General features: G+C 62.4%; 23 protein-coding genes. 17 read left to right on the forward strand and 6 right to left on the reverse strand.

Annotation, left to right across the window (positions count from 1 at the left end):
- Positions 1 to 31: 31 nt before the first annotated feature.
- Genes AACH32_RS11905 through AACH32_RS11935 form a run of 7 tightly spaced genes read left to right on the forward strand, consistent with a single transcriptional unit; the run spans position 32 to position 6,902 of the window.
- On the forward strand, positions 32 to 457 hold the full coding sequence (locus AACH32_RS11905; RefSeq protein ID WP_338599629.1) for a universal stress protein: 426 nt from the start codon (positions 32 to 34) through the stop codon (positions 455 to 457).
- Positions 458 to 459: 2 nt separating this feature from the next.
- Complete coding sequence (locus AACH32_RS11910; RefSeq protein ID WP_338599632.1) at positions 460 to 1,389, forward strand: sulfite exporter TauE/SafE family protein; 930 nt, start codon at positions 460 to 462, stop codon at positions 1,387 to 1,389.
- Between the two features lies 1 nt (position 1,390).
- Positions 1,391 to 2,149 carry a TIGR02186 family protein gene (locus tag AACH32_RS11915; RefSeq protein ID WP_338599634.1) on the forward strand — a complete coding sequence of 253 codons (759 nt, stop codon included), beginning with the start codon at positions 1,391 to 1,393 and terminating at the stop codon, positions 2,147 to 2,149.
- A 21-nt stretch (positions 2,150 to 2,170) separates the two neighbouring features.
- Positions 2,171 to 4,750 carry a PEP/pyruvate-binding domain-containing protein gene (locus AACH32_RS11920; RefSeq protein WP_338599636.1) on the forward strand — a complete coding sequence of 860 codons (2,580 nt, stop codon included), beginning with the start codon at positions 2,171 to 2,173 and terminating at the stop codon, positions 4,748 to 4,750.
- A 13-nt stretch (positions 4,751 to 4,763) separates the two neighbouring features.
- Complete coding sequence (locus AACH32_RS11925; RefSeq protein ID WP_338599638.1) at positions 4,764 to 5,153, forward strand: response regulator; 390 nt, start codon at positions 4,764 to 4,766, stop codon at positions 5,151 to 5,153.
- Positions 5,154 to 5,192: 39 nt separating this feature from the next.
- Positions 5,193 to 5,984 carry a universal stress protein gene (locus AACH32_RS11930; protein WP_338599641.1) on the forward strand — a complete coding sequence of 264 codons (792 nt, stop codon included), beginning with the start codon at positions 5,193 to 5,195 and terminating at the stop codon, positions 5,982 to 5,984.
- A gap of 33 nt (positions 5,985 to 6,017) precedes the next feature.
- Entirely contained in the window at positions 6,018 to 6,902 is an 885-nt protein-coding gene (locus AACH32_RS11935; RefSeq protein WP_338599644.1) for a universal stress protein, read from the forward strand.
- A 54-nt stretch (positions 6,903 to 6,956) separates the two neighbouring features.
- On the opposite strand, the gene AACH32_RS11940 is transcribed toward AACH32_RS11935, so the two are convergent.
- Positions 6,957 to 7,169: a LysR substrate-binding domain-containing protein gene (locus AACH32_RS11940; RefSeq protein WP_338599646.1), complete on the reverse strand. Its 213-nt coding sequence runs from the start codon at positions 7,167 to 7,169 to the stop codon at positions 6,957 to 6,959.
- 144 nt (positions 7,170 to 7,313) lie between these two features.
- Complete coding sequence (locus AACH32_RS11945; RefSeq protein ID WP_338599648.1) at positions 7,314 to 8,075, reverse strand: AMP-binding protein; 762 nt, start codon at positions 8,073 to 8,075, stop codon at positions 7,314 to 7,316.
- 454 nt (positions 8,076 to 8,529) lie between these two features.
- Here AACH32_RS11945 and AACH32_RS11950 point away from each other — a divergent pair, with 454 nt between their 5' ends.
- Together AACH32_RS11950 and AACH32_RS11955 are read left to right on the forward strand one after the other, a co-directional pair.
- On the forward strand, positions 8,530 to 10,248 hold the full coding sequence (locus AACH32_RS11950; RefSeq protein ID WP_338599651.1) for a sensor domain-containing diguanylate cyclase: 1,719 nt from the start codon (positions 8,530 to 8,532) through the stop codon (positions 10,246 to 10,248).
- Positions 10,249 to 10,539: 291 nt separating this feature from the next.
- Complete coding sequence (locus AACH32_RS11955) at positions 10,540 to 11,370, forward strand: hypothetical protein (RefSeq protein WP_338599653.1); 831 nt, start codon at positions 10,540 to 10,542, stop codon at positions 11,368 to 11,370.
- Here AACH32_RS11955 and AACH32_RS11960 read toward each other — a convergent pair.
- Positions 11,367 to 12,539 (reverse strand): vWA domain-containing protein, encoded by a 1,173-nt coding sequence (locus tag AACH32_RS11960; RefSeq protein ID WP_338599655.1) that lies wholly within the window; start codon positions 12,537 to 12,539, stop codon positions 11,367 to 11,369. The genes AACH32_RS11955 and AACH32_RS11960 overlap by 4 nt on opposite strands.
- Before the next feature lie 200 nt (positions 12,540 to 12,739).
- On the opposite strand from AACH32_RS11960, the gene AACH32_RS11965 reads away from it, so the two are divergent.
- Positions 12,740 to 13,984 carry a hypothetical protein gene (locus tag AACH32_RS11965; RefSeq protein ID WP_338599658.1) on the forward strand — a complete coding sequence of 415 codons (1,245 nt, stop codon included), beginning with the start codon at positions 12,740 to 12,742 and terminating at the stop codon, positions 13,982 to 13,984.
- A 31-nt stretch (positions 13,985 to 14,015) separates the two neighbouring features.
- Here AACH32_RS11965 and AACH32_RS11970 read toward each other — a convergent pair whose 3' ends face one another.
- Both AACH32_RS11970 and AACH32_RS11975 read right to left on the reverse strand, forming a co-directional pair.
- On the reverse strand, positions 14,016 to 14,630 hold the full coding sequence (locus AACH32_RS11970) for a DNA-3-methyladenine glycosylase I (RefSeq protein ID WP_338599661.1): 615 nt from the start codon (positions 14,628 to 14,630) through the stop codon (positions 14,016 to 14,018).
- A gap of 1 nt (position 14,631) precedes the next feature.
- Complete coding sequence (locus AACH32_RS11975; protein ID WP_338599663.1) at positions 14,632 to 15,498, reverse strand: AAA family ATPase; 867 nt, start codon at positions 15,496 to 15,498, stop codon at positions 14,632 to 14,634.
- A 313-nt stretch (positions 15,499 to 15,811) separates the two neighbouring features.
- Between AACH32_RS11975 and AACH32_RS11980 the strand changes: the two genes are divergently transcribed.
- From AACH32_RS11980 to AACH32_RS12010, 7 genes are all read left to right on the forward strand, one after another.
- Positions 15,812 to 15,976, forward strand: coding sequence for a symporter small accessory protein (locus tag AACH32_RS11980; RefSeq protein ID WP_338599667.1), 165 nt, complete (start codon positions 15,812 to 15,814; stop codon positions 15,974 to 15,976).
- 57 nt (positions 15,977 to 16,033) lie between these two features.
- Positions 16,034 to 17,632, forward strand: a complete 1,599-nt coding sequence (locus tag AACH32_RS11985) for a sodium:solute symporter family protein (protein WP_338599670.1) — start codon at positions 16,034 to 16,036, stop codon at positions 17,630 to 17,632.
- Between the two features lie 145 nt (positions 17,633 to 17,777).
- Positions 17,778 to 18,545 carry a hypothetical protein gene (locus tag AACH32_RS11990; RefSeq protein ID WP_338599672.1) on the forward strand — a complete coding sequence of 256 codons (768 nt, stop codon included), beginning with the start codon at positions 17,778 to 17,780 and terminating at the stop codon, positions 18,543 to 18,545.
- Between the two features lie 2 nt (positions 18,546 to 18,547).
- Positions 18,548 to 19,582, forward strand: a complete 1,035-nt coding sequence (locus AACH32_RS11995) for a histone deacetylase family protein (RefSeq protein ID WP_338599675.1) — start codon at positions 18,548 to 18,550, stop codon at positions 19,580 to 19,582.
- A 105-nt stretch (positions 19,583 to 19,687) separates the two neighbouring features.
- Entirely contained in the window at positions 19,688 to 19,972 is a 285-nt protein-coding gene (gatC, locus tag AACH32_RS12000; protein ID WP_338599678.1) for an Asp-tRNA(Asn)/Glu-tRNA(Gln) amidotransferase subunit GatC, read from the forward strand.
- A 10-nt stretch (positions 19,973 to 19,982) separates the two neighbouring features.
- Positions 19,983 to 21,443 carry an Asp-tRNA(Asn)/Glu-tRNA(Gln) amidotransferase subunit GatA gene (gene gatA, locus AACH32_RS12005; protein ID WP_338599681.1) on the forward strand — a complete coding sequence of 487 codons (1,461 nt, stop codon included), beginning with the start codon at positions 19,983 to 19,985 and terminating at the stop codon, positions 21,441 to 21,443.
- A gap of 11 nt (positions 21,444 to 21,454) precedes the next feature.
- The gene (locus AACH32_RS12010) at positions 21,455 to 22,150 is read left to right on the forward strand and encodes a class I SAM-dependent methyltransferase (protein WP_338599683.1); all 696 of its coding nucleotides are present in this window, start codon (positions 21,455 to 21,457) and stop codon (positions 22,148 to 22,150) included.
- On the opposite strand, the gene AACH32_RS12015 is transcribed toward AACH32_RS12010, so the two are convergent.
- On the reverse strand, positions 22,147 to 23,493 hold the full coding sequence (locus AACH32_RS12015; protein ID WP_338599684.1) for a sigma-54-dependent transcriptional regulator: 1,347 nt from the start codon (positions 23,491 to 23,493) through the stop codon (positions 22,147 to 22,149). The genes AACH32_RS12010 and AACH32_RS12015 overlap by 4 nt on opposite strands.
- Between the last annotated feature and the right edge of the window lie 17 nt (positions 23,494 to 23,510).

The following is a 23,510-nucleotide window of genomic DNA, read 5'->3' on the forward strand; positions in this document are numbered from 1 at the left end:
CAATGGTGTTGCAACCTGCAGGGAGAGGGTCATGGAGCGGATACTGGTAGGTATCGATGCGCAAGAGAGCGATCTCGCTCCGGGCATCCACGCCGTGAACCTGGCCAAGCGAATACAGGCCAAGATCTACATCTTACTGGTAAAACGTCCCAACTCCCAGGGCGAGGCCCCAGGGGAGCGCAACCTGATCGCCCGCTTGGAGCAGCTCATCGACCAGGCCCGCTCCGAGGGACTCGGCCTGGAGTATTTCGTCAGTGAAGGACTTTTGGAGAACGAGGCGCTGCGTTTCATTCAGCAGAACGCGATCACCCTCCTGGTGGTCGGCCAGCCCAAGGACGGCGGCGAGCCGGCCATGAAGCAGTTCCGCAGAAATCTGGAGAACATTCGCCTGCGGGTGGATTGCCACATAGAGGTGGTCCAGCAGCGCGAGGCTAGCGTGGTTACGGAAAGGAAGTAAACATGCCTTGGCACCTGTATCTGCCCATCGCGGGAAACAGCGTAAACGTAGTGATGGTTTTCGCCATGGGCGGGCTGGTGGGCCTGCTCTCGGGCTTGTTCGGGGTGGGGGGAGGCTTTTTGATGACCCCCTTGCTCATCATGGTGGGCATCCCGCCCACGGTGGCGGCGGCCTCGGACTCCAACCAGATCGTGGGCGCCTCCACCTCGGGAACCCTGGCCCATTACCGCCTTGGCAACGTGGACTTCAAGATGGGCATCCTGCTCTTGGTGGGCGGCACCCTGGGCGGGGTGCTGGGGGTGCAGGTCATCAAGATACTGCGCGCCACGGGTAACGCCGACTTCCTGATCAAGATCACCTACGTGTTGATGCTGGGCTTCGTGGGCGGCTACATGATGCTGGAGACCATCCAGAACCTGCGCCGCTCCAAGGCGGTGGCGGCCGAGGCAAGCCCCAAGCGCGAATCGCGCTACGCCCAGCTGATGCAGCGCCTGCCTCTGCAAATGAACTTCGAGAAATCGGGCATCGAACTCTCCATGATCCTGCCGGTGGTGCTGGGAGTCTTCGTGGGGGTGCTGGCCGCGATCATGGGGGTGGGCGGCGGCTTCATCATGGTGCCGGTGATGGTCTATCTGCTACGCATGCCCATGCACGTGGTGGTGGGCACCAGCCTGTTCCAGATCCTGTTCACCTGCGTGGTGGTGACGATCATGCAGGCCCGCACCAACCACACCGTGGACTTCGTGTTGGCCCTGATCCTGCTCGTCGGCTCCACCCTGGGGGCCCAGGTCGGGGCCAAGCTCAGCCGAAAACTGCAAGGGGAGCAGCTCAAGCTGATCCTGGCCTGCGTGGTCCTTTTGGTTATGGGCAAGATGCTCCTGGACCTGCTGCTGCATCCGGCCTTCCTCTTGAGCTACGTGGGAGGTCACTAAAATGCGCGCCGCTCGCCTGACGATCCTGGGTCTGCTCGGGTTGCTGCTCCTGGCGGCCGTGCCCGCCGGCGCGGCCCCGCCCGCGCTCAGCGTTTCCCTGCAGCCTTCCCAGGTAGACATCAACACCTTCTTTGACGGCGCGCGCCTGCGGGTGGATGGCCAGGCTCCGGCCGGCAGCCAGGTGGCCGTGATCCTGTTCAGCGCGCCCAGCGATATGGACTTCCGCATCAAAAGCCGCTTGTGGGGCTTCCTGTGGATGAACCGGGAGGAGGTGGCCTTCCACGGAGCCCCCTCGGTTTACCTTTATCAGGGCTCCGGCGGCTCGCCCGATGATTTCAAACTGGGCCTGGACCACCTGCAAGCCATGGTGCGCATCAAGGACGGCCATTCCGATCCGGCCGAGCTGTTCAAGGAGCTGGTTAGAATCAAGCAAAGCGAGGGGCTCTACAACCTCTCCCCCCAGGGGGTGAGCCTGGGCTCGGAGCAAAACGGCTTGCAACCATTTTCATGCGCCTTTGAACTCCCCGCCCGCTTACCCCAGGGCACCTACCAGGTGCAAGCCTTTGCGCGCGACTCCCAGGGCCAAATCACCTCCGGCCCGGCCCAGCCGGTGAAAGCCCAGGAGGTGGGCTTCCCGGCCCTGTTGTCCTCCCTGGCCTACAACTACGGCCTGCTCTACGGAGTTCTGGCGGCTCTGCTGGCCTTGGTGGGAGGGCTGGTCACTTCCATTTTGTTCAAGGGAGGCGGCGGGGCCCATTAGGGTCCCGATCGGGGAGAGCGGATGAGCTGGCTGGTCAACATACTAGACCGCCTGAACAAGGCCAAAGGACAGGCGCGCCAGGCGCGGGTGCCCTTTGCCGTCACCTTCGAGGGGTTCCAGAAAATACTGGAGCTCAACAACGAGGTGTTGGAGCTCATGGCCGACATGGGCGATAAGATGGGGGGGCATTTTATCTTTGACCGCCAGTACATCATTTCTTCCGCCCAGACGGCCAAGGAACTGGTGCAGCAGATCATCATGGAGATGAACAAGATCGCGCCCCGCAAGTACCTGGGCCTCTATGAATCCTTCCAAGCCATCGCCGACCAGATCGACGCCGATCTGGCGGGCCGCCTGCTGATCCCCCAGACCCCCTACGTGATCCCCATGGCCAAGGTGGGCTCCGACGCGCTGGAGGCGGTGGGCAACAAGAACGCCAGGCTGGCCGAGGTGGGCCGGGTGCTGGGCGTGCCCACCCCGCCGGGCTTCACCGTCACCACCCGGGCCTTTGGCGACTTCATGGAGCACGCCGGCCTGCGGCGGCGGTTGCAGCCCTGGCTGGAGCGCTGGCGCTCGGGTGAGATCACCAGCCGCCAAGCCGCCGAGGCCCTGCGCCCCCTGGTGATGGAGGCGGAGCTTCCCCCCGGCCTGGAACGGGACATGCGCCTGGCGGCCCAGCGATTGCTCGGCGAAGCCCCGGGCGGGGTTAAGACCTTTGCCGTGCGCAGCAGCGCCTCCGGCGAGGACGGCGACCTTTCCTTCGCCGGCCAATTCCGCTCCCTATTGGGAGTGGAGCCCGACCAACTGGCCGAGGCCTACCGGGAGGTGGTGGCCAGCGGCTACAGCGCCCGGGCCCTGGAGTACAGCCAGCGCTGGAACGCCGCCGAGGACCTGACGGCCATGGCCGTGGGCTGCGAGCTCATGGTGGACGCCCAGGCCGCCGGCGTGCTCTACACCCTGGACCCCCAGCACCCGGAAAAGGACTACATGTTGATCTCGGCCGGCTATGGCCTGGGCGAGCCGGTGGTAGGGGGGCGTACCGCGGCGGACCAATACCGGGTCAGCCGCCAACCGCCTCATCAGGTGCTGGGCCTGGACGTGGTACGCAAGCACCAGCGCCTACAGGCCCAGCCGGGCGGGGGCATCGCCGTGCGGCCGGTGGAGGCGGCGCTGGAGTCGGCCCCGGCCCTCAACACGGATCAAATGGCGCGCCTGGCCGAGATGGCCCACCACATCGAAAACTATTTCAAGACCCCCCAGGACATCGAGTGGGCCCTGGATGGCCGGGGCGAATTCGTGATCTTGCAGGTGCGGCCCCTGAACCTCAAGTCCCAGGTGACCCAGCTGGTCTGCAACATCGCCGAGGTGCTCAAAGAGCGTCCGGTGCTGTTCAGTGGGCGGGGGGCGGTGGCCCAGCGGGGCATAGGCACCGGGCCGGTCTACCTGGTGGAGCGCGACGAAGACCTGGACGAGTTTCCCGACGGGGCCATCCTGGTGACCCGCTTCACCTCGCCCCGCCTGGGTCGGGTCATGGGGCGGGCCCATGGGGTGATCACCGACGTGGGCACGCCCACCGGGCACCTGGCCACCATCGCCCGGGAGTTTCGCGTGCCCACCATAGTCAACACGGGCGTGGCCACCCACATTCTCAGGCCCGGAATGGAGGTGACCATCGACGCGGAGCAGAACGTGGTCTACGAGGGCACGGTGAAGGAGCTGTGCTACTTCCAGTTCACCGAGGACATGTTCGAGGAATCCCAGGAGTTCCGCCAGCTGCGCCGGGTGCTCCGGCGCATCGCGCCCTTGAACCTGGTGGACCCCCAGGACAAGGATTTCACCCCCCGCGGCTGCAAGACCCTGCACGACATAACCCGTTTTGTCCATGAAAAGGCGGTGGAAGAGATAACCAACATCGACCAGCACTACCACCCGGGAGCCACGGCCAAGAACCTGAAGATAGACCTGCCCCTGGGCCTTACCATCATCGACATCGGCGGCGGGCTGGACGCGCCGGAGCAGGCGCGCCAGGTAACCGTGGAGCAGATCACCTCCCGGCCCGGCCGGGCTCTCTTGGAGGGCATGGCCGAGCCGGGCTTGTGGAGCACCCAGCCCATGTCCGTGGACTTGGGCAGCTTCATGTCCAGCGTCACCCGCACCTTTGCCAACTCCCTCACCTCCCCCCGCGAGGTGGGCCAGAACCTGGCGGTGGTTTCCCGAGAATACCTCAATCTCAATCTGCGCCTGGGCTACCACTTCAACATTATCGACGCCTACATCGCCGACGAGATCAGCGCCAACTACATCTACTTCCGCTTCCTGGGTGGAGTTACCGATCTTACCCGCCGCACCCGCCGGGCCAAGCTACTAGCCGAGGTGCTGGCTCACGACGACTTCCGTACCGAGGTGCGCGGCGATCTGGTGGTGGGACGCATCAAAAAGCTGCCCGCCGAGGTGATGATCGAAAAAATGCGTCTGCTGGGTCGCCTGGTTTCCTACAGCCGCCAACTGGACGTGAAGATGCAAAACGATGCTCAGATAGATCAGTACCTAGATGAATTTTTCAAGTTTAACGACGGCCCCGAGTTGGCCGTCAAATCCTGAAGGGAGCGGAGTCATGAGCGGAGAAGCAAAAACACAGGTTCTCATCCTGGATGATGAACCCATCGTCTGCCGACGTCTCCAGCCCAACCTGGAGAAGAGCGGCTACGAGGTGGAAACCTTCATCCGCAGCGATGAGGCCCTGGCGAGGGTGCGCCAAAAGCACTTCGACGTGGTGATAACCGACATCAAAATGGAAGGCCTGGACGGCCTGGGCTTCCTGGAGCAGGTCAAAAAAATATCGCCGGGCACCGAGGTCATCGTCATCACCGGATTCGCCACCATGGATACCGCCAAAAAATCTTTCCAGGGAGGGGTGTTCGACTTCGTAGCCAAGCCTTTCTCCCTGAGTGAAATACAGGGCATCGTCCGCAAGGCCGAGCAAAAGGCCTTGCAAAACAGCTAAGCCCCGGCCGGGCGGCGCTATCCATGGGATGAACTAGCCATGCCTAATATTCTCGTATCCATCGCGGCGGACCTCCCCAGCAGCATCGCGTTGCGCTATGCCTGCAGACTGGCCGACCTCATCCATTCCAGGGTGCAGGTTCTCCATATCAAAGAGCCCGACGAAGCCGGGCCGGCGGTGGGCTCCGGCTGGGCCCGCCTCACCTGGCAGAAGGAATTGTTGGAGCAGGCCCGGCAGGAGATAACCCAGCTTTTGCGCGACGACCTGGCCCACTGCGCCACCAAGGACGCGCCCATCGTGGCGGTGGGCGACCGCGAAAGCCATGTGCTGGCCGAGCTGGGCCGAGCTCCCTACGACCTGCTGGTCGAGGGCCTGCCCGCTCCGCCCAGCCAGAGCCTTCTGCACCGCGTCCTGCATTCGGAGAGCTTGCAAAAAATCCATTGCCCGGTGCTGTTGGCCTTGACCATGGCTCCTCTTGAGCGGGTCTTGATCTGCCTGGACCACGGAGAGCCGAGCCAAGTCGAATGCTTTGAAAGGCTCATGCAAGGAACCAACCTCGGCGTGGACCTGGTGGCCATACGCTTCCCGGAAGCGGCGGAGACGACCGGCGACGAGCTGCTGCGGCAACGCCTGGATCAGGCCAGGGAAAGTCTGCGCGGCGCCGGGTTCGACGCGGGCCAAAGCACCGTTGTGGACGGGCGGCCCGACAGCATGGCCTCCCTGGCCAATGACTACGGTTTGCTGGTTGTTCCCAAGGTGCACGACAGCCAGCGAGAACATCCTTGGGTCGCCTTGTTGGGTAATACCTCCACCAGCATGCTGCTGTGCTGAGCGGTCATCACCCACATTGAAAAGGAGAGGGAGATGAAAATATTACTGGCAGTGGACGAGGGGCGTCACAGCAGCTATGCGGCCACCCAGACCTCCAAGCTGGCCTTGAACGCCTGGGCCGACGTGACCATCTTGGGTAACTGCAACGAGGACGGCGGCAAGAGCCCGGAGGCGACGGGCGCTTTGCCACCGGCCTGCGGCAGCCTTATGGAAAGCATGCAGGTATACCGGCAAATATTTCTGAAGGAGGGACCTCCCGAGGACAACCCTTACCTGGCCCAAAAGGAGGCCCTGGAGTGGCTGCCGGTGGACAAGGGGGCCTGGGAGGAGTTCAAGGTTTTGCGGGGAGCCCGCAAAAACCTACGGTTGCGCCTGCGCAAAGGCGACGCCGGCCAGGTGCTGGAGGAGGACGCGGTCGAGGACTACGACCTCATCGTGCTGGGTTATGGCCCGCATGGTGAAAGCCTGCCCGGCGCCTCGCGGGACGGCATGCAAAAAATCATCGAGAACGCCCGGGCCTCCGTGCTCCTGGTAAAGCAGGACCTGGAAATCCATAACCTGGTGGTGTGCCTGGACAACCACGAGGTGCCCCAGAGGTCCTTGGAATTGATCAACCTGATCGCCACCATCCATGGAGCCGCCCTGCACCTTTACGGGGTGACCAGGGAAGGCTGGATCGAAATCGAGGTCGACAAAAAACTCTACAACCTGCACCGTTACTTCGCCTCAAACCAGACCCAGGTACGCACTAGCTTCAAGGATCATGCCGAGTTGTTGCCTCAGTTCGCGGGCGAGGCCAAGCCGGACCTGCTGGTCCTCTGGCGGGGCAAGCAGTCCATCCTGCGGACCTTGTTCCCCAAGAAATGGCTGGGCGACCTGGTGGGTAAAAGCCAGTCCTCGGTGTTGGTCTTGCGCTAGGAGAACCGCCCGGGGAGCGGAACGCGAAGCTAGGCCTGGTCTCCGCCTTGACGGCTACCGATAGAGCGAGCGCCTAAAGGCCAGCATCGTCTGGCCCAGATAGTCATTTTTGTGGGTTATCAAGCCATAGGTGCGAATCTCGTCGAGATCGCGCAGTTGGTGCATGTTGAGGCGCTGACAGTCGTATTGGTTGAGCGTGTACACATCCATGACCGACACACCCATGCCCATGGCCACGTAACTTTTGATGTGCTCGAAGTGGGTCAATGGTTTACGCCCGGCACCATTTAATAGGCTGCCGAACGTGAACCATACATCTACTAATTCGGGTCCCGGTGTCGCCTCAATCGCAAGGTTTGATCGCTAACCGCTCTTTTCACTCCACCGCCTTGCCTCACGCGCCATGCGGCCTCAGGCCAGATCCTCCAGGGCCAGGTCTATCTCTTCTTGCAGCAGCCCCCGGGCCGTCCCGGCGGCCTCTCGCAGCGCCCGCGCCGCCGCGTCTCCGCCGATGCGCCCCAGGGCCCAGGCGCACATGGCCCGCACCCGCTCGTCCTGGTTTTCATCCAAGGCCCGCGTCAGGTCCGCCACGTAGGCGCGGCTTTCATCCAGGGCCTTGAGGAGATAGGTGAACATGGTGGGCACTCCCGGGAACCAGGTGACCCGGTGGCGGGCGATGGCCGCCAGCGCCTCCTCGGTTTTGAAGCTTTCCATCACCACCACGCCGCCTCCGGAGCTGAAAGCGCCCATGAAGGGGCTGGCGATGCAAAAGACGTGCACCATGGGCAGGGCGGCCAAGGTGACGTCCTCGGCCCGCAGACCGTAGTTCTGGGCCACGTTGGGTCCGCCAAAGGTAAGGTTGCGATGGGTGAGCATCACCCCCTTGGGCTTGCCGGTGGTGCCCGAGGTGTAAAAGGTCAGTACGGGCTCATCCGGGTCCAACTCCGGCGGCCGCCAGGCTTCCGGCGCCTGGGGGCAGGCTCGGTCCAGGGCCTGCTCCAGGCTTTGCCCGCCTTGCCGGGTGAGGACGGTTCGCACCTGAATGGCGCCGGGCTCGATCTCCTCCAGCCGGGGCGTCCAATCCTGATGCGCCAAAACCATGCACGCGCCCGAGTCGCCCAGAATGTGCGCGATTTCCCGGCTGGTGTAGACGGGGTTGACGGGCACCACCACATGGATTTTGTTTTTTTATCTTATGAAACGTCAGTCGGCAGGCTATGCCCGCCCCTAACTCCATGCAATCTCAAAGCCTGGCCAGAAGAATGCCATACGGCCTCGCCGCCCTTCCTGCCGTCGAGTAGACCTGCAACTTATCGGTTAAATGGAGTTCAATGGTCTCGTACGGCACATCCTGAAGCAGCCCCTCACAGCCTTGCCCTTGGTTCGAGTCCGACCCGATCAGCCAAGAGATTCCAAGGCTCAGGCTATTTGGCCTGGGCCCTTTTTGGGCCAGGATGCATAGGAGAAACGCCAGGATCGCTGAATCCGAGGGCTTCTCTCGCGTCTCTTGCTAATCCAACACGACCTCGAGTCATTGAGCGCGACAAACCGGGTTGATTTATTTACCCTGCTATTTCATATTGAAGGGCAATTTGACTGGAGTCTCCACCCGCCCCCCGAGGTCGCCATGCGCCGCGCGCTGATTATATTTTCGATCGTCCTGGCGTTGCTGCTTGGCCTCGCCTTGGTTTGGGGTAGAGGGCCGCGTGAACTGCATCCGCCCACCGAGGTGAGCGTTTTACAGGATCACGCCGGCGAAATGGGCATAGCCCAGGCGTCCTCCGCCCAGACCGCCACCGCCTATAGAACCTTACACGCCAACCGCATGTCCTTTGGCTTTTGCCGCTACCCCCTCTGGGTGCGCATACCTCTGGAGCAAGCCCCCGCCACCGGGAAATGGGTGCTGGAAGTGAGCGCTCCCTGGATGGACCGCATCGATCTGTATCTGCCCAAGCCCTCCGGCGGTTGGCTAAGGGAGTCCACCGGGCTGTCCCAGCCCCTGGCCGACAACCGTCAGGGGGTCTTTGCCCTCAAGGCCCCGGCGGACACCCCCCGCGCCGGCTATGCCTATCTGCGTCTGCAATCCCTGCTCTCCCTGAACACCGAGTTGCGCATCTGGAACGAGACAGACTTTGAGATAAACAACGCCACCGACACCTTTTTCTATGGCTTGCTCTACGGAATCATCGGGGGCATGGTGTTGCTCAACCTGATGATATTGATCACCACCCGAGACCAAGCCTACTTTTGGTACGTGGCGTACCTGATCAGCATTCTCTTCCACCAGACGTGCCTACAGGGCCAGATCCTTTTCCTGCCCACCTTCGTCTGGCATTTGGCGCCCGCTATCAGCCTGACCCTCGCCTCCATGGTCCTTTTCTTTGGCGCTGGCTTCTGCCGCTCCTTCCTAAACTTGCGAAAGAACGCCCCCTTTGCCGGATACCTGGTAAACGGTTTTCAGGTGATCGCCCTGATATTGCTGGGGATGAGCCTGGGGGGAATGATTTGGTGGGGAACCTGGCTGGCGCACAGCCTGGCCCTGCTCGGCCCCATAATCGGAATCTACGCCGGTATCGTGGTGTTGTACCGGGGCTTCCGTCCCGCCCGTTTCTACCTGGCGGCCTGGATAGTGCTCCTGTTGGGCTCCATGGCTTGGGGCGCCTGGAGCATGGGGGTGGAATTTTTGGTGCCCCTGCCCAGGTCGCTGCTCACCATCGCCGCCACCCTGGAGAGCGTGCTTTTATCCATCGCCCTGGCCGACCGCGTGGCTCTCATGCAGCGCGAACGCAAGGCTTTGGCCCAGCGAGAACGCCGCTACCGTCAGTTGAGCACCGTCGACGAGCTCACCGGTTTGTACAATGCACGCTATTTTAAAAGCAAGATGGCCAGCGAAATCAATCACGCCCACACCATGGGCCAGCCCCTGGGATTGGTTATTTTGGATGTGGACGACTTCAAGCGCTTCAACGACAGTTTCGGCCACGCCGAGGGTGACCGGGTCCTGGCCGAATTGGGCCGCCTAATGCGCGATTCGGTACGCCCTCTGGATTCCCCGTGCCGTTACGGCGGCGACGAATTCGCCATCTTGCTGCCGGGCGCCGACAGCTTGGAGGTTAGCAAAATCTGCCAACGCATCCGGCACGCCTTGGCTCAGTGCCTTTTCCTGCCGGAAGGCGACTCACGCGAGATGGTCACCGCCAGCCTGGGCACCGCCCAGCTCCATCAGGACGACGACGCCGAATCATTGCTCAAACGGGCGGACGCCGCCCTGTACCAGGCCAAACACAGAGGAAAAAACCAAATCGTGGAGTCCCAGGCCCCGGAGACGGAGGCCCTGCCGGCCTGATCCGCTCCGCAGAGGCATCGGCAGGGACCGCGCCGCAGGCTAGCCGTGAGAAGTCACAGTCCAAAGTGGTGAGGGGGGGCTGCTCTGGTAATATCCAAAAGCACGTTTTCAGGGAACCCAAGCCACGCTTGGCCGGTGGCTTGGCCTCGGTGAATATAAAAGCAAGCGATTGACGCGACATATCAGCTACGTTTGGTCTACGCCGTTTCAATTGCCTCCAGCACTACCCAACGTTCTGGCCCTTTTGGCCCGGACCAGCACGGCCCGGACCCTACCCTTGTGATTGTAAACATGCCATTTTTATCCACCAGCCAATTCTGGCAACTGAAAATCAGCCAACCTCCCGTTCACGACTTGGTTCTGGCCGGCAGCTCACGCGTCTTCCTGGCGGTGTCGCCGCGCCACATGGCCCGGGTCATGCCCGGGCGCAGCATCTACAACTTCGGTTTCGTGGCCTGCTCATTGGATAGCGCCTACTTGGAACACGCCTCCCGTTTGCTGGATCCGGGAAGCGATGCCCCCAGTATGGTGTTGTGCGTGAGCCCGCAAGGCTTTATGCGCCGCACCAGGACAAATGAAAACTTTGGTTATCTGTACTGGTCGTCCCAACCAACACCCAACCATCGCTTGCTTTTAAAGCAAATCGCCCGCGACAACCTTTGGGGCATCGCCTTGGCTCGCTCCGCCGGCAGGAACATTTCGCGCCTCCTGCGCCGCGAAGCCCTGGGCGGTTACTGCTGCAACGGCTGGGAGGCATCCTTGGCTCGACGGCGCGATCCTGACGATTATGCCCACAGGTATGAACAGGTCTATAAACGCCAGGCCATTGACTTGGACATGGTGGAAGAGTTTTTGGACTCCGTGCAAAGTCTTCAGCGCAGGGGTATCTCGGTCTTTGGATTTCGGCCTCCCGGCGAGGCGAGCATGCGCCGCGTGGAGGACCTTAGAAGCGGAGTGGATTTCGCGGAATTGGCCAGGCGTTTTGACTCGGCCGGCGGCACCTGGCTGGCCGTGGATGAGACCCGCTTCCCCACTTATGACGGGGTGCACATGGGCTACAAGTCGGCCAGGCGCTTTTCGCGGCACTTGGCCCGCCTCATCGCCGAGGCCGAAAGGTCTTAGTGACGCACCATCAGGGCCCGCACCGCCTCGTCCAGGCCGTCCAGGGTCAGGGGGAACATGGGGAAGACCTTGGCGACGGTGGCGATGGTGGGGTGCCTCCATGCCCGTTCTGGCATGGGGTTGAGCCACACGCAATAGCGGAAATGGTCGGCGATGCGCTGCAGCCAATCCAGCCCGGCAATCTCGTTGTGGTAGTAGTAGTCGATGGCCCCGCCCACGCTCACCAGCTCCGAAGGGGCCATGAAGGCGTCCCCCACAATTATCACCTTGTAGTCGGCCCCCAGGTTGCGGATCAGGTTGCCGGTGGGCTCGCTGTCGGAGGTGTAGATGTCGGTGAAGATGTCCTGGTAGATGCAGTTGTGGAAGTAGTAGGACTTCAGGTCACGGAAGTGGGTCATCTGGTGGGCCGCGGAAAACAGGCGGTCCACCAAACGGGCGTAGGGGTTCATGGAGCCGCCGGAGTCCATGAGCAACAGCACCCGCACCTTGTTCTTGCGCTCCCTGGTGAAGACCAACTCGATCTCGCCCGCCTCCTTGCAGGTCTTGTCGATGGTGGCCTCGATGTCCAGGAAGTCTTCCGGCCCCTCCTTGGCGAATTGCCTGAGCTTCTTTAGAGCCATCTTCACCTGGCGCACGTCCAGGGTCACGTCGGTGCGGTAGTTCTTGAAGCGCCGCGCCGCGGCGATCTGCACCGCCCGGCCTCCGCCGCCCGGCCCGCCGATGCGGATGCCCCCGGGGTTGGCCCCGGAGTGGCCAAAGGGGCTGGTGCCCCCGGTGCCGATCCAGCGCCCTCCCCCGTCGTGGCGTTCGTCCTGCTCCTGCAGGCGCTTTTCCAGCTCCTTGAGCAACTCCTCCAGATCCATCTGCCGTATCTTGGCCAGCTCCTCCTCGGGCAGCTCCAAGCGGTTCAGGGGATCGGCCAGCCAGTCCAGAATCTCCTGGCGGATGTCGTCGGGCAGCTCGGCATCCTTGAACACGTGGGCAAAGGCCTGGTCGTATTGATCGTAAAAGGCCTCGGACTTGATGAGGATGGCCCGGGCCAGATTATAGAAATCCACCAGGCTGCCCTGGGCGTGGCCCTTGTCCAGGGCCTCCATCAGGGTCATCCACTCGGTGACCGACACCGGCACCTTGAGGGCGCGCAATGAGTAAAACAGGTTCAGGAACATCGCTTTGGCGCACATCCAGATAATTAAGAGATTGTTTCGTTAAACATACCATATTTGGTAAAAATCGAAACATCTGCGATTATTATTATACAACTGTATAGACACGACCTAAATCCAAATAAATTATGATACTTGACAAATTTCCAAATGGATATGATACCCTTTGCAATATACCTCTAAGGTAAGGTAGGGGGATAATTATGTATATTCATGTCAGGGCTAACCTGCCAGCCTTGGTCCTTTCTCTTGTCCTCATTATTCTACCCGCCAACGCCAAAGCAGACAGCAACCACAAGATTGCCTTTTTAAGTCAGGGAGCGTTTTTAATTACCGTCAAAAACAGCGAGCAGGATCGATTTCCAGTTATCGGATATTTACCCGTTGGTACGATTTGTATTTATGATTTGTCGAAAACATTTCAGCTGGAACATGCCGACAGCGAGCGGATTGAAGACTATATCTTTATAAATTCTTACGAAGGACCTTCCGGTTACGTATTAAGAAGAATACTTGTAGATGTCAAGGGTAAGGTCCTTATACCGGTAACCAACAGGCCCGTCCCAATTTTCAGCTTAGAATCAACAGCTACCAACAAGCAAAAAATATGTGACGTGCACAGCACCGATGGAGTATACCCCACGGTTACCCAGACGGAAGACCCAACGTTTTTTATTGTAAATGTTCCTAAAGAACTATCAAAAACCAGCAGTGCCCTCGCAGGCAAAATATCTAAAAAGAGAATAAAAGATGGCGATATCATGCTGTTATCTGAGGACGCGCCCTCAATTCATCTGCTTAAATTCAAAGATCCAACCATCGATGAAAACCAGGAAGATTTCTTTATGCGTCTCGCCTCTAAATTACAAAACAAACTCAACGGTGAATTTGATAAGAATAAAATACAAGCGTTCCTGGTTGGCTTGGATAGGATTAAATGTAGCCTCAGCATAGGCTCTGAAGCCAGCATGGGATTTAAAGTGTTCGGCGCCGGTTTAGGATTGAACGTCAGGGCAAACATGAAAAATGATAACATGTTTATAGAAATGTCTGAAATTGCGCTTTGCCCTGGCGATCAAGATTGCCTGCGATTTACATCCTTAAAAATGGTCACATGCCTTGATAACAATCCCTATAAATTGACTCACTTGTCCCTGCAGGATACGAATCTGACGCACCATCCAATAACTTTATGGGCCAACGACTTAAAGCAGCTAGACTTGGACATCAACCCTTCTTGCAAAGGCCAGAGGGCCACACGTTGCATGGTTCAGATAACTGGATACAAAGACTATATTAAAGTTTATAGTTATCTAGAGGAGCAACTCGAATGCAACCCGGAATATTCCCGTAGTTGGAGCAATCAAGAAAAGAAAGCTTTATTACACATGCTCCTTAACCAAATCTGTTACTGCCCGCCATCGCGTTTGCGAAAAATTGAAAACTAATTTCACCATTACCAGCTAACTTACATGGTGTTTAGCCTGGGGCTGGGTTGCTGCCGCTTTGGCCATGAGCCGTGCGCAACTCGCTGTGCCGGAAGCAGCTCACCAGGTGATCGTTGATCAGTCCCACCGCCTGCATGTAGGAGTAGATGGTCACCGGCCCCACGAAGCCCATGCCCCGCTTCTTGAGGTCCTTGCTGAGCGCCCGCGCGGTCTCGTCCTGGGTGGGCACGTCCTTAAGCTCAGCGCAGGCGTGCTGCACCGGTTGGCCCTCCACCCAGCCCCATAGGTAGCGGTCAAAGGAGCCGAACTCCTTTTGCAGTTCCAAGACCACCCGGGCGTTCTTTACGGCCGCCTCGATCTTGCGCCGGTTGCGGATGATGCCCGCGTCGTTCATCAACTCCGCGACCTTGTCCGGGCCGTAGGCCGCCACCTTGCGCGGGTCGAAGCCGTCAAAGGCGGCCCGGAAGTTTTCCCGCTTCTTCAGGATGGTCAACCAGCTCAGCCCGGCGATGAAGGCTTCCAGCAGGAGCATCTCGAACAAGCGCCGGTCGTCGTGCAGGGGGACGCCCCATTCGCGGTCGTGATAATCCCGGTACAGGGGATCGTCGCCGCACCAGGGGCAGCGGGTCAGTTGGGCGGGGGCCACCCTAGAACCGGCCGCGCAGGCCCATGCGGTTCACCGTCCCCCCGGCCCGGCTCAGGGCCGCGTCCAAGACCTCCAGGTCCTGCTCCTTTTTGATCAGAGCCCCGGCGAACGGCAGTTCCTTGGCCACCTGGCCCGGGTCCATGCCCCCGGCCACCAGGGCCTGGATCCAGTCCAAGAGCTCGCTGGTGGAGGGCTTCTTGCGGAAGCCCTCGATCTGGCGCAGCCAGTAGAAGCGCTTGAGCACCTCTTTCAGGAGTTTCTCGGCCAGCTCGGGGAAGTGCACCCCCACGATGCGGCGCATCAGCTCCTCCTCCGGGAACTCGATGTAGTGGAACACGCAGCGGCGCAAAAAGGCGTCGGGCAGCTCCTTCTCCGAGTTGGAGGTGATGACCACGATGGGCCGGGTGGCCGCGCTGACGGTCTCGTCGGTCTCGGGGATGTGGAAGCTCATCTCGTCCAGCTCGTTGAGCAGGTCGTTGGGGAACTCGATGTCCGCCTTGTCGACCTCGTCGATGAGTAGCACCACGTCCTGGGACTGGGAAAAGGCCCGGCCCAATTGGCCCAGATGGATGTAGTTCTTGATGTCGCTGACGTCGCCGGTGCCGAAGCGCGAGTCGTTGAGGCGCTGCACCGTGTCGTAGACATAAAGCCCGTCCTTGGCCTTGGTGGTGGATTTGACGTTCCACACGATAAGCTTCTTGCCCAGGCCCCGGGCGATGTTGTGGGCCAACAGGGTCTTGCCGGTGCCCGGCTCGCCCTTGACCAGCAAGGGCCGCCCCAGGGCGATGGAAACGTTGACCACGTCCTTTAGTTCCGGTGAAACGATATATTTGTCGGTACCGGTGAAACGATCGAAGTCGGCGGACATCTGGACTCCTTGTCCTGGGCGCGGGCGGTTGGCGATGGGGGCGTTTCCCGAGGCCCGGTAGCGGGGAAACTACCGCAAGTAGCTACAATGTAACACGTTTGGAGCCATAATCAAGGGGCAGGCCCCCCGGTGTTGCATCCGTGGGGGCGGCGCCTTGCACCTTGACTTTGCGCCGCCCGCCTTCGTATAGTGTGACTACATTGTAGCTGTTCGCGGGCCGCCCCATCACCCGCCGGGCCCAAAAAAACCCGGAGCTAGCCCGCGGCCGCCATTCCGGGGGGCTTCCCTCCCCCCGCCGAGCCGGAGGAATTCTGTGCTAGGCATCGCAAGTCCCGAACTGGCCCTGGCCTACGTGTTGTGCATAGCCGCATCGGTGCTGTGCATCATCTACGGCATCGTCAAATGGAACGACAGCGGGCCCCTGAGCGAGGAGCTCAGGGATCTGGACCAATGGGCCCCCGAGAGCGAGGACAAGTAGTCCCGGCCGCGCCGCCGGATCCGCAAGGCGCCTTATTCTAGCTGGCGAGGAGGCAGAATGACCGTCAAGATCATTTTGGCGTTGGTGTACCTGGCCGTGGTCTTCTACCTTGGTTACAAGGGGTGGCGCGAAACCCGCCAGGCCAGCGACTATATGCTGGCCGGACGCCAAATGAATCCCTACGTGATGGCCATGAGCTACGGGGCCACCTTCATCTCCACCTCGGCCATCATCGGTTTCGGTGGAGCGGCGGCCCTGTTCGGCTTTCCCCTGCTGTGGCTCACCTTCCTAAACATCTTCGTGGGCATCTTCATCGCCATGGTGTTTTTCGGCAAGCGCACCCGGCGCATGGGGGTGGCCCTGGATTCGCACACCTTTCCCGAGCTTTTGGGCCAGCGCTACCAGTCGCGCTTCATCCAGGGCTTTTCCGGGGCGGTGATCTTCCTGTTCATCCCGGTATACGCCGCGGCGGTGCTCATCGGCATCAGCCGCATGCTGGAGGTCAGCCTGGGCATCAACTACTACGTGGTGCTCCTGGGCTTCGTGGCCATCCTGGCGGTCTACGTTATAACCGGCGGTCTCAAGGCGGTGATGTACACCGACGCCTTCCAGGGCAGCCTGATGGTGGTGATGATGCTGATCCTGATCATCTTCACCTACTCCACCCTGGGCGGGGTAACCGAGGCCCACCAAGCCCTGACCGACCTGGCTCCCCAGATGCCCGCCAACCTCAAGGCCGGGGGCATGCTGGGCTGGACCCAGGGAGCCACGCCTTTCAGCCCCCTGTGGCTGGTGATCTACACCACCATCATCTACGGCGTGGGCATCGGAGTCCTGGCCCAGCCCCAGTTGGCGGTGCGCTACATGACCGTGGCCAGCGACCGCCAGCTCAACCGGGCAGTGCTCTACGGAGGCATCTTCATCGTGCTGATGACCGGGGTGGCCTTTGTGGTGGGCGCGCTCAGCAACGTGGTGTTCTTCCGCGACCTGGGCAAGATTTCGGTGGCCGTGGCCGGAGGCAACATCGACAAGATCATTCCCCTCTACGTCACCAAGGTCATGCCCGACTGGTTCGAGATTCTCTTTTTGTTGGCCATGCTGGCCGCGGCCATGAGCACCCTGTCCAGCCAGTTCCACGTGGGCGGCACCAGCCTGGGCCGCGACTTTTACGAAAAGGGCATGTCCTCCGGCGGGCGCGGCGAGTTGGGCATGACCCGCCTGGGAGTGGGCATAACCATCCTGGTCACCCTGGTGTGGGGCCTGCTGCTGCCGCCCTCCATCATCGCCCTGGCCACCGCCTTTTTCTTCGGCCTGTGCGCGGCCAGCTTTTTGCCCGCCTATCTGTTGGGCCTGTACTGGAAGGGCATGACCCGCCTGGGGGCGGTGGTCTCCATCGTGGGCGGCTTTGCCACCAGCTTCTTCTTCCTTTTGTTCGTGCACACCAAGGAGTCGGCGGCCATCGGCCTGTGCAAGAGCGTGTTCGGGGTGGACAGCTTGGCCCAAAACGCGGTGCAAGGCTCGGGCTGGTGGCTGTTGCAGTTCACCGACCCCAACATCATCGCCCTGCCCGTTTCCCTGGTCCTGGCGGTGGTGGTCAGCCTGGTCTCCCCCAAGATGGACCAGAGACACTTGCAGCTATGCTGGCGCAACCTCTAAAATGACTCAGACGCATCACCGGCCGCCGGCGATCCGCCGTCCGGCCGTCCTCTTAAACCCCCGGGAGTGATATTCCATGATTGCCCATAACAGCTTACCCGGTGGCAGCTCAGGCAGGGGAAGGAGTTCGCGCTGGCCGTGGCTCTTGGCCCTGCTGGTTATCGTGGCCGCCGTTGCGGCGCTGTGGACTTATTGGGGCGAGTCCCCCAGCCAGCAGGCCCAACAGGAAAAGCCCTCCTCCACCGCCGCCCCCCAAGCCCCCACGGAGCAACAGGCCAGGGTTCCCGCCCCCAGCCCGCAGGGCGACACCGTCAAAGTGGACGGCAGCCAACAAAGCATGCAAGAGGAGCGCAAAAAGCCCTTCGGCCTGGACAAGTCCGTGGACGCGGTGGCCCGCAGCGACGAGAAGATTCAGGTGGGGGACCAAAAGATCCCCGTGGAAGAGCTGGAACGCAAGATGGTGGTGGAGCAACGGGGCGAGGTGCGCGAAAAATCCCTGCAAGGCGGCAAGATCAGCGCCTGGGGGGTGCACATAGTGCGCCCCGGCGACAATTTGTGGCACATCCACTACCAACTGCTGCGCGAATACCTGGCCGGCCGGGGGATGGAGCTGCCGCCGCGCTCCGACCAGCCCATAGCCACCGGCCAGTCCACCGGGGTGGGCAAGATACTCAAGTTCGCCGAGCACATGGTGGGCGTGTACAACCTGCGCACCGGCCGGATGACCAGGGACATCAACTTGCTGGAGCCCGGCCAAAAGGTGGTGGTGTTCAACCTCAGCGAGATATTCGCCCAACTGGACCAGGTGGATCCCACTGAGCTCAACGGGGTGATGTACGACGGCCGGGTGCTGTTCTTTCCCAAGCCCACAAAGGCCAAATCTCCCAGCCCAAGCCCGCCGGGGACCAAATAGCCATGGCGGTGGGGGTGGTGCGTGATCCGATTTTCCGGGAGCATGACACCGGCCCCTACCACTGCGAGGTGGCTGAACGCCTGGTGGCCATAGACGAGGCCATCGCCCACTGGGAAGGCCGCGAGGCCCTGGCGATGCTGCCCCTGCGCGCGGCCACCGAGGAAGAGCTGGGCCGGGCGCACCACGGCAGCCATCTGCGCCGGGTGGCGGGCACCGCCGGGCGCAGCACCAGCCTGGACCCGGACACGGTGTGCTCGCCGCGCTCCTGCGAGGTGGCCCTGTTGGCCGCGGGGAGCCTTATCGACCTGTGCGACGCGGCCCTGGCCGGCGAGGTGGAGCACGGCTTCGCCCTGGTGCGGCCGCCGGGCCACCACGCCACGGCCACCCGGGCCATGGGCTTTTGCCTGTTCAACAACGTGGCGGTCGCCGCCGCCCACCTCATGCTCAAGCGGGGCCTCAGCCGCATCCTGGTGGTGGACTGGGACGTGCACCACGGCAACGGCACCGAGGACATCTTCTACCCCGAATCGCGGGTGCTCTATTTTTCCACCCACCAATCGCCCCTGTACCCCGGCACCGGTCAGGTGGGCGCGGTGGGCCAGGGCTCGGCCAAGGGCTACACCATCAACGTCCCCCTGCCTCCCGGCCGGGGCGACCTGGAGGTGCTCCAGGCCTTTGATCGCCTGCTGGTGCCCGTGGCCCAACGCTTCAAGCCCCAGTTCATCCTGGTTTCCGCCGGTTTCGACGCCCACCACGAAGACCCCCTGGGCAGCATGACCCTCACCGCCGCCGGTTTCGCGGCCCTTACCCAGCGTCTCACCGAACTCAGCCAGGAGTTCTGCCCCGGCCGGGTGGTGGCCTCCCTGGAGGGCGGCTACAACCAGGCGGCATTGGCCCGCTCGGTGGTGGCGGTGCTGGACGCCCTGGCCGGCGGGCGCCGGGAAGAGGCGCTCATCGCCCAGGCGGCGCAAACCGACCCGGTAATCTGGGTGCAGCAGGCCCGCGAGGCGGCCAAGCACTACTGGAAGCTGCCCTAAAACGCCGTCCCGCTCCGGCCTTGGGCCCGCAAAGGCCACCCCCTCCTTGTCCCCAAAGCCCCAGCGTGATAAACAATCAGCAAGTCCATTTCTGGGAGACAGGTAATGAAAATCAGTACGTCCGAGGTGGCCCACGTGGCCGCCCTAGCCCGGCTCAGACTGAGCGAGGAGATGAGCGCCAAGCTCACCGAACAGCTCAACGACATCCTCACGGCCATGGACAAGCTGGCCGAGCTGGACACCAGCGGGGTGCCCTCCACCAACCACGCCCTGGAGCTCAGCGGGGCCATGCGCCCGGACCAGGCCAGAGAAAGCCTGGACCATGAGCGGGCCTTGGCCAACGCCCCGGACAGCGACGGCCAGAGCTTCATCGTGCCCAAGGTCATATAGGGAGGTCGTGGTGGAACTTCACGAACTGTCTCTCACCCAGGCGGTGGAGATGCTGGGCAAGGGCGAGGTATCGAGCCTGGAGCTGACCCAGGCCTTGCTCAGGCGCATCGAGGACACCGAGCCCCGGGTCAAGGCCTACCTTACGCTAACCGCCGGGGCCGCCCTGGAGCAGGCCCAGGCAGCGGATCAGGCCCGGGCCGCGGGCCAGGCCGGGCCCCTGTGCGGGGTGCCCGCCGGGCTCAAGGACGTGCTGTGCACCGCCGGGGTGCGCACCACTTGCGGCAGCAAGATACTGCAAAACTTCGTGCCCCCCTTTGACGCCTTTTTGGTGAACAAGCTCAAGCAGGCGGGCATGGTGCTTCTGGGCAAGCACAACATGGACGAGTTCGCCATGGGCTCTTCCACCGAAAACTCCGGCTTCGAGGCCAGCCACAACCCCTGGGACCTGGCCGCCATCCCCGGTGGCTCCTCCGGGGGCACCGCGGCCAGCGTGGCGGCGGGCAGCAGCATCTTCTCGGTGGGCACCGACACCGGCGGCTCCATCCGCCAGCCGGCCAGCCACTGCGGGGTGGTGGGCCTCAAGCCCACCTACGGCCGGGTCAGCCGCTTCGGCCTGGTGGCCTTTGCCTCCAGCCTGGACCAGGCGGGTCCCATCACCCGCAGCGTGGCCGACGCGGCCCTGGTGCTCTCGGTGATCGCCGGGCACGACCCGGACGACTCCACCAGCGACCCCCGCCCGGTGCCCGACTACGCCGCCTCACTGCAGCGCGGGGTCAAGGGCCTCAAGCTGGGGGTGCCCAAGGAGTTCTTCGTGGCCGGCCTGGACCCGGAGGTGGAGGCCACGGTAAAGGCGGCCATGGCCGAGCTGGAGGGCCTGGGGGCCGAGCTGGTGCCGGTGAGCCTGCCCCACACCGACTACGCATTGCCGGTGTACTACATCATCGCCCCGGCCGAGGCCTCCTCCAACCTGGCCCGCTACGACGGGGTGAAGTACGGCATGAGCGTGCGGGCCCAAGGCGGCGGGCTCATGGACATGTACCTGGACACCCGCAGCCAGGGCTTCGGCCCGGAGGTGATCCGCCGGGTCATGCTGGGCACCTACGCCCTGAGCGCTGGCTACTACGACGCCTACTACGGCAAGGCCGGCCAGGTGCGCACCCTCATCCGCTGCGATTTCGAGGCGGTGTTCGAAAAGGTGGACGCCATCGTGGGCCCGGTGACCCCCACCCCGGCCTTTGATATCGGCCAAAAGGTGGACGACCCCCTGCAAATGTATCTGAGCGACGTGTTCACCCTGTCCACCAACCTGGCCGGGTTGCCGGGCATGAGCATCCCCGCCGGATTCTCCACGGCCGGGCGGCCCATCGGCCTCCAGATCATCGGGCCTCATTTTGCCGAAGAGACCCTGTTCGCGGTGGGCCACGCCTATCAACAGGCCACGGACCACCATTTGCGGCGGCCTCCGCTCTAGGGTTCCCGGCCATGCCGCCCCTGGACAGCCGAGCGTTCTACGAGCGGGTGGCCGGGGTCTACGATCAGAGTTACGCCTATCCCAAGGGCCTGGGCCCCCGCCAGGCCCTGTGGCTGGCCCGCCTCTTCGCCCCCTGCCCGGTGTTGGACCTGGGCTGCGGCACCGGGCGCATGCTGGGCCCCCTGGCCAGGGCCGGTTTCCGCCCCGTGGGCCTGGACTGCTCCCCGTCCATGCTGGAGCGGGCCCAGCGCAAAACCGTCGCCCCCCTCATCCAGGCCGACGCCCGCCGGGGCCTGCCCCTGCTCGACGCCTCCCTGAACCTGATCATCAGCCTGCACGCCACCCTGATTCATTTCGCCGGGCCGGGCGAGCTGGAAGCCCTACTAGAGGAGACGCGGCGGGTGCTGGCCCCGGGCGGGGCCCTGGTGGCCGAGCTGCCCCATCCGGCCACCTATCCGGCCGAGCCGGTCCCCGGCGCCTGGCGGCAATACCAGCCGGGCATGTTGTGCCGCCATGCCGGAGCGGCCTTGGAGGAACTGCGCCTGGAAGAGCAAGACGGCCTGAGCACCCTGATCCGGGTGATCCGGCTAGGCGATCTGAAAAAGCTGTTTACAGGATGGCGGCGGGTGGAGGTGCACCCCGGTTTTGGGGGTGGGCGTTTCCGGCCCGATCGGGGTGAGGTAATGGTGGTGGTGGCCTGGGTTTAGCCTATCTCGTACTTCTTGAGCTTGTAGGCCAGATTGGATTTGGTGAGCCCCAGGGCCTCGGCCGCGTGGGCCGCCACCCCCCCGGCTTCTTTCAGCGCCCGCACGATCATGCGCCGCTCCAGATCCTCCACCGCGTCGTTGATGCTCATGTTCTGCGGCAACTCGGTGGAGGCCGCGGACCGTTCCTCGGGCCTGATTTCCAGGGGCAGGTCGGCCGGAGTTATGCTGTCGCCGGCCAGGATCACCGCCCGCTCGATGGCGTTTTCCAACTCGCGTACGTTGCCCGGCCAGGCGTGCCTGTAGATCAGCTCCATGGCCTGCCTGTCCACCTGGGGAGCGGAACGCCCCACCTCGGCAGCGTATTTCTTCACGAAATGGGCCACCAAAACGGGCAGGTCCTCCCGCCGCTGCGACAGGGGGGGCACCTCAATGCGCACCACGTTGAGACGGTAAAAAAGATCCTCGCGGAAGTGGCCCTCCTCAACCGCCTGGGCCAGGTCGCGGTTGGTGGCGGCCACTATGCGCACGTCCACGCTGATGGGCTGGTTACCCCCCACCCGCTCGAAGGTGCGTTCCTGCAACACCCTGAGCAGCTTGACCTGCAAGGAGGGGCTCATTTCCCCCACCTCGTCCAAAAACAGGGTGCCCCCGTGGGCCATCTCGAAGCGGCCCTTGCGGCGGCCGGCGGCTCCGGTAAAGGCCCCCTTCTCGTGGCCGAACAGCTCGCTCTCCAGCAGAGTCTCGGTGAGGGCCATGCAGTTGACCGCCACGAAAGGCTCCTCGGCCCGGGGCGAGCGGGTGTGGATGGCCCGGGCGATCAGCTCCTTGCCGGTGCCGCTCTCGCCGGTCAACAGCACCGTGGCCCGGGTGGCGGCCACCTTGTCGATGAGCGCGTAGACCTGGCGCATCACCTTGCTGTCACCGATGATCTCGCCGTAGCCCTGGAGCTCCTCCTTGAGCAGCCGGTTCTGGGTCAGCAGGCGGCGCATCTTCAGCGCCTTTTCCACCGTGAGCAAGAGCTCGGTGTTCTCAAAGGGCTTGGAGATATAGTCGCTGGCCCCGGACTTCATGGCCTCCACCGCGTTTTCCACAGTGCCGTAGGCGGTCATCACGATGATGGGGATTTCGTTGAAATTGGCCCGCAGGCGTTGGATGAGCTCCACCCCGGTCATCTGGGGCATGCGCATGTCGGTGATGACCAGGTCGGGCTCCTCCTCGGCGGCCAAAGCCAATGCCTGGTTGCCGCCCTGGGCTGTGACCACCTCGTAACCGCTGTCGGCCAGAAGCGCCTGCAAAACCACCAGGTAGTTTTTTTCGTCGTCTACTATGAGGATGCGTTCCACGCCGTTAGCCTTTGGTT

Origin of the sequence: Desulfoferula mesophila (genome assembly GCF_037076455.1) — a bacterium.
Taxonomy (GTDB): domain Bacteria; phylum Desulfobacterota; class Desulfarculia; order Desulfarculales; family Desulfarculaceae; genus Desulfoferula; species Desulfoferula mesophila.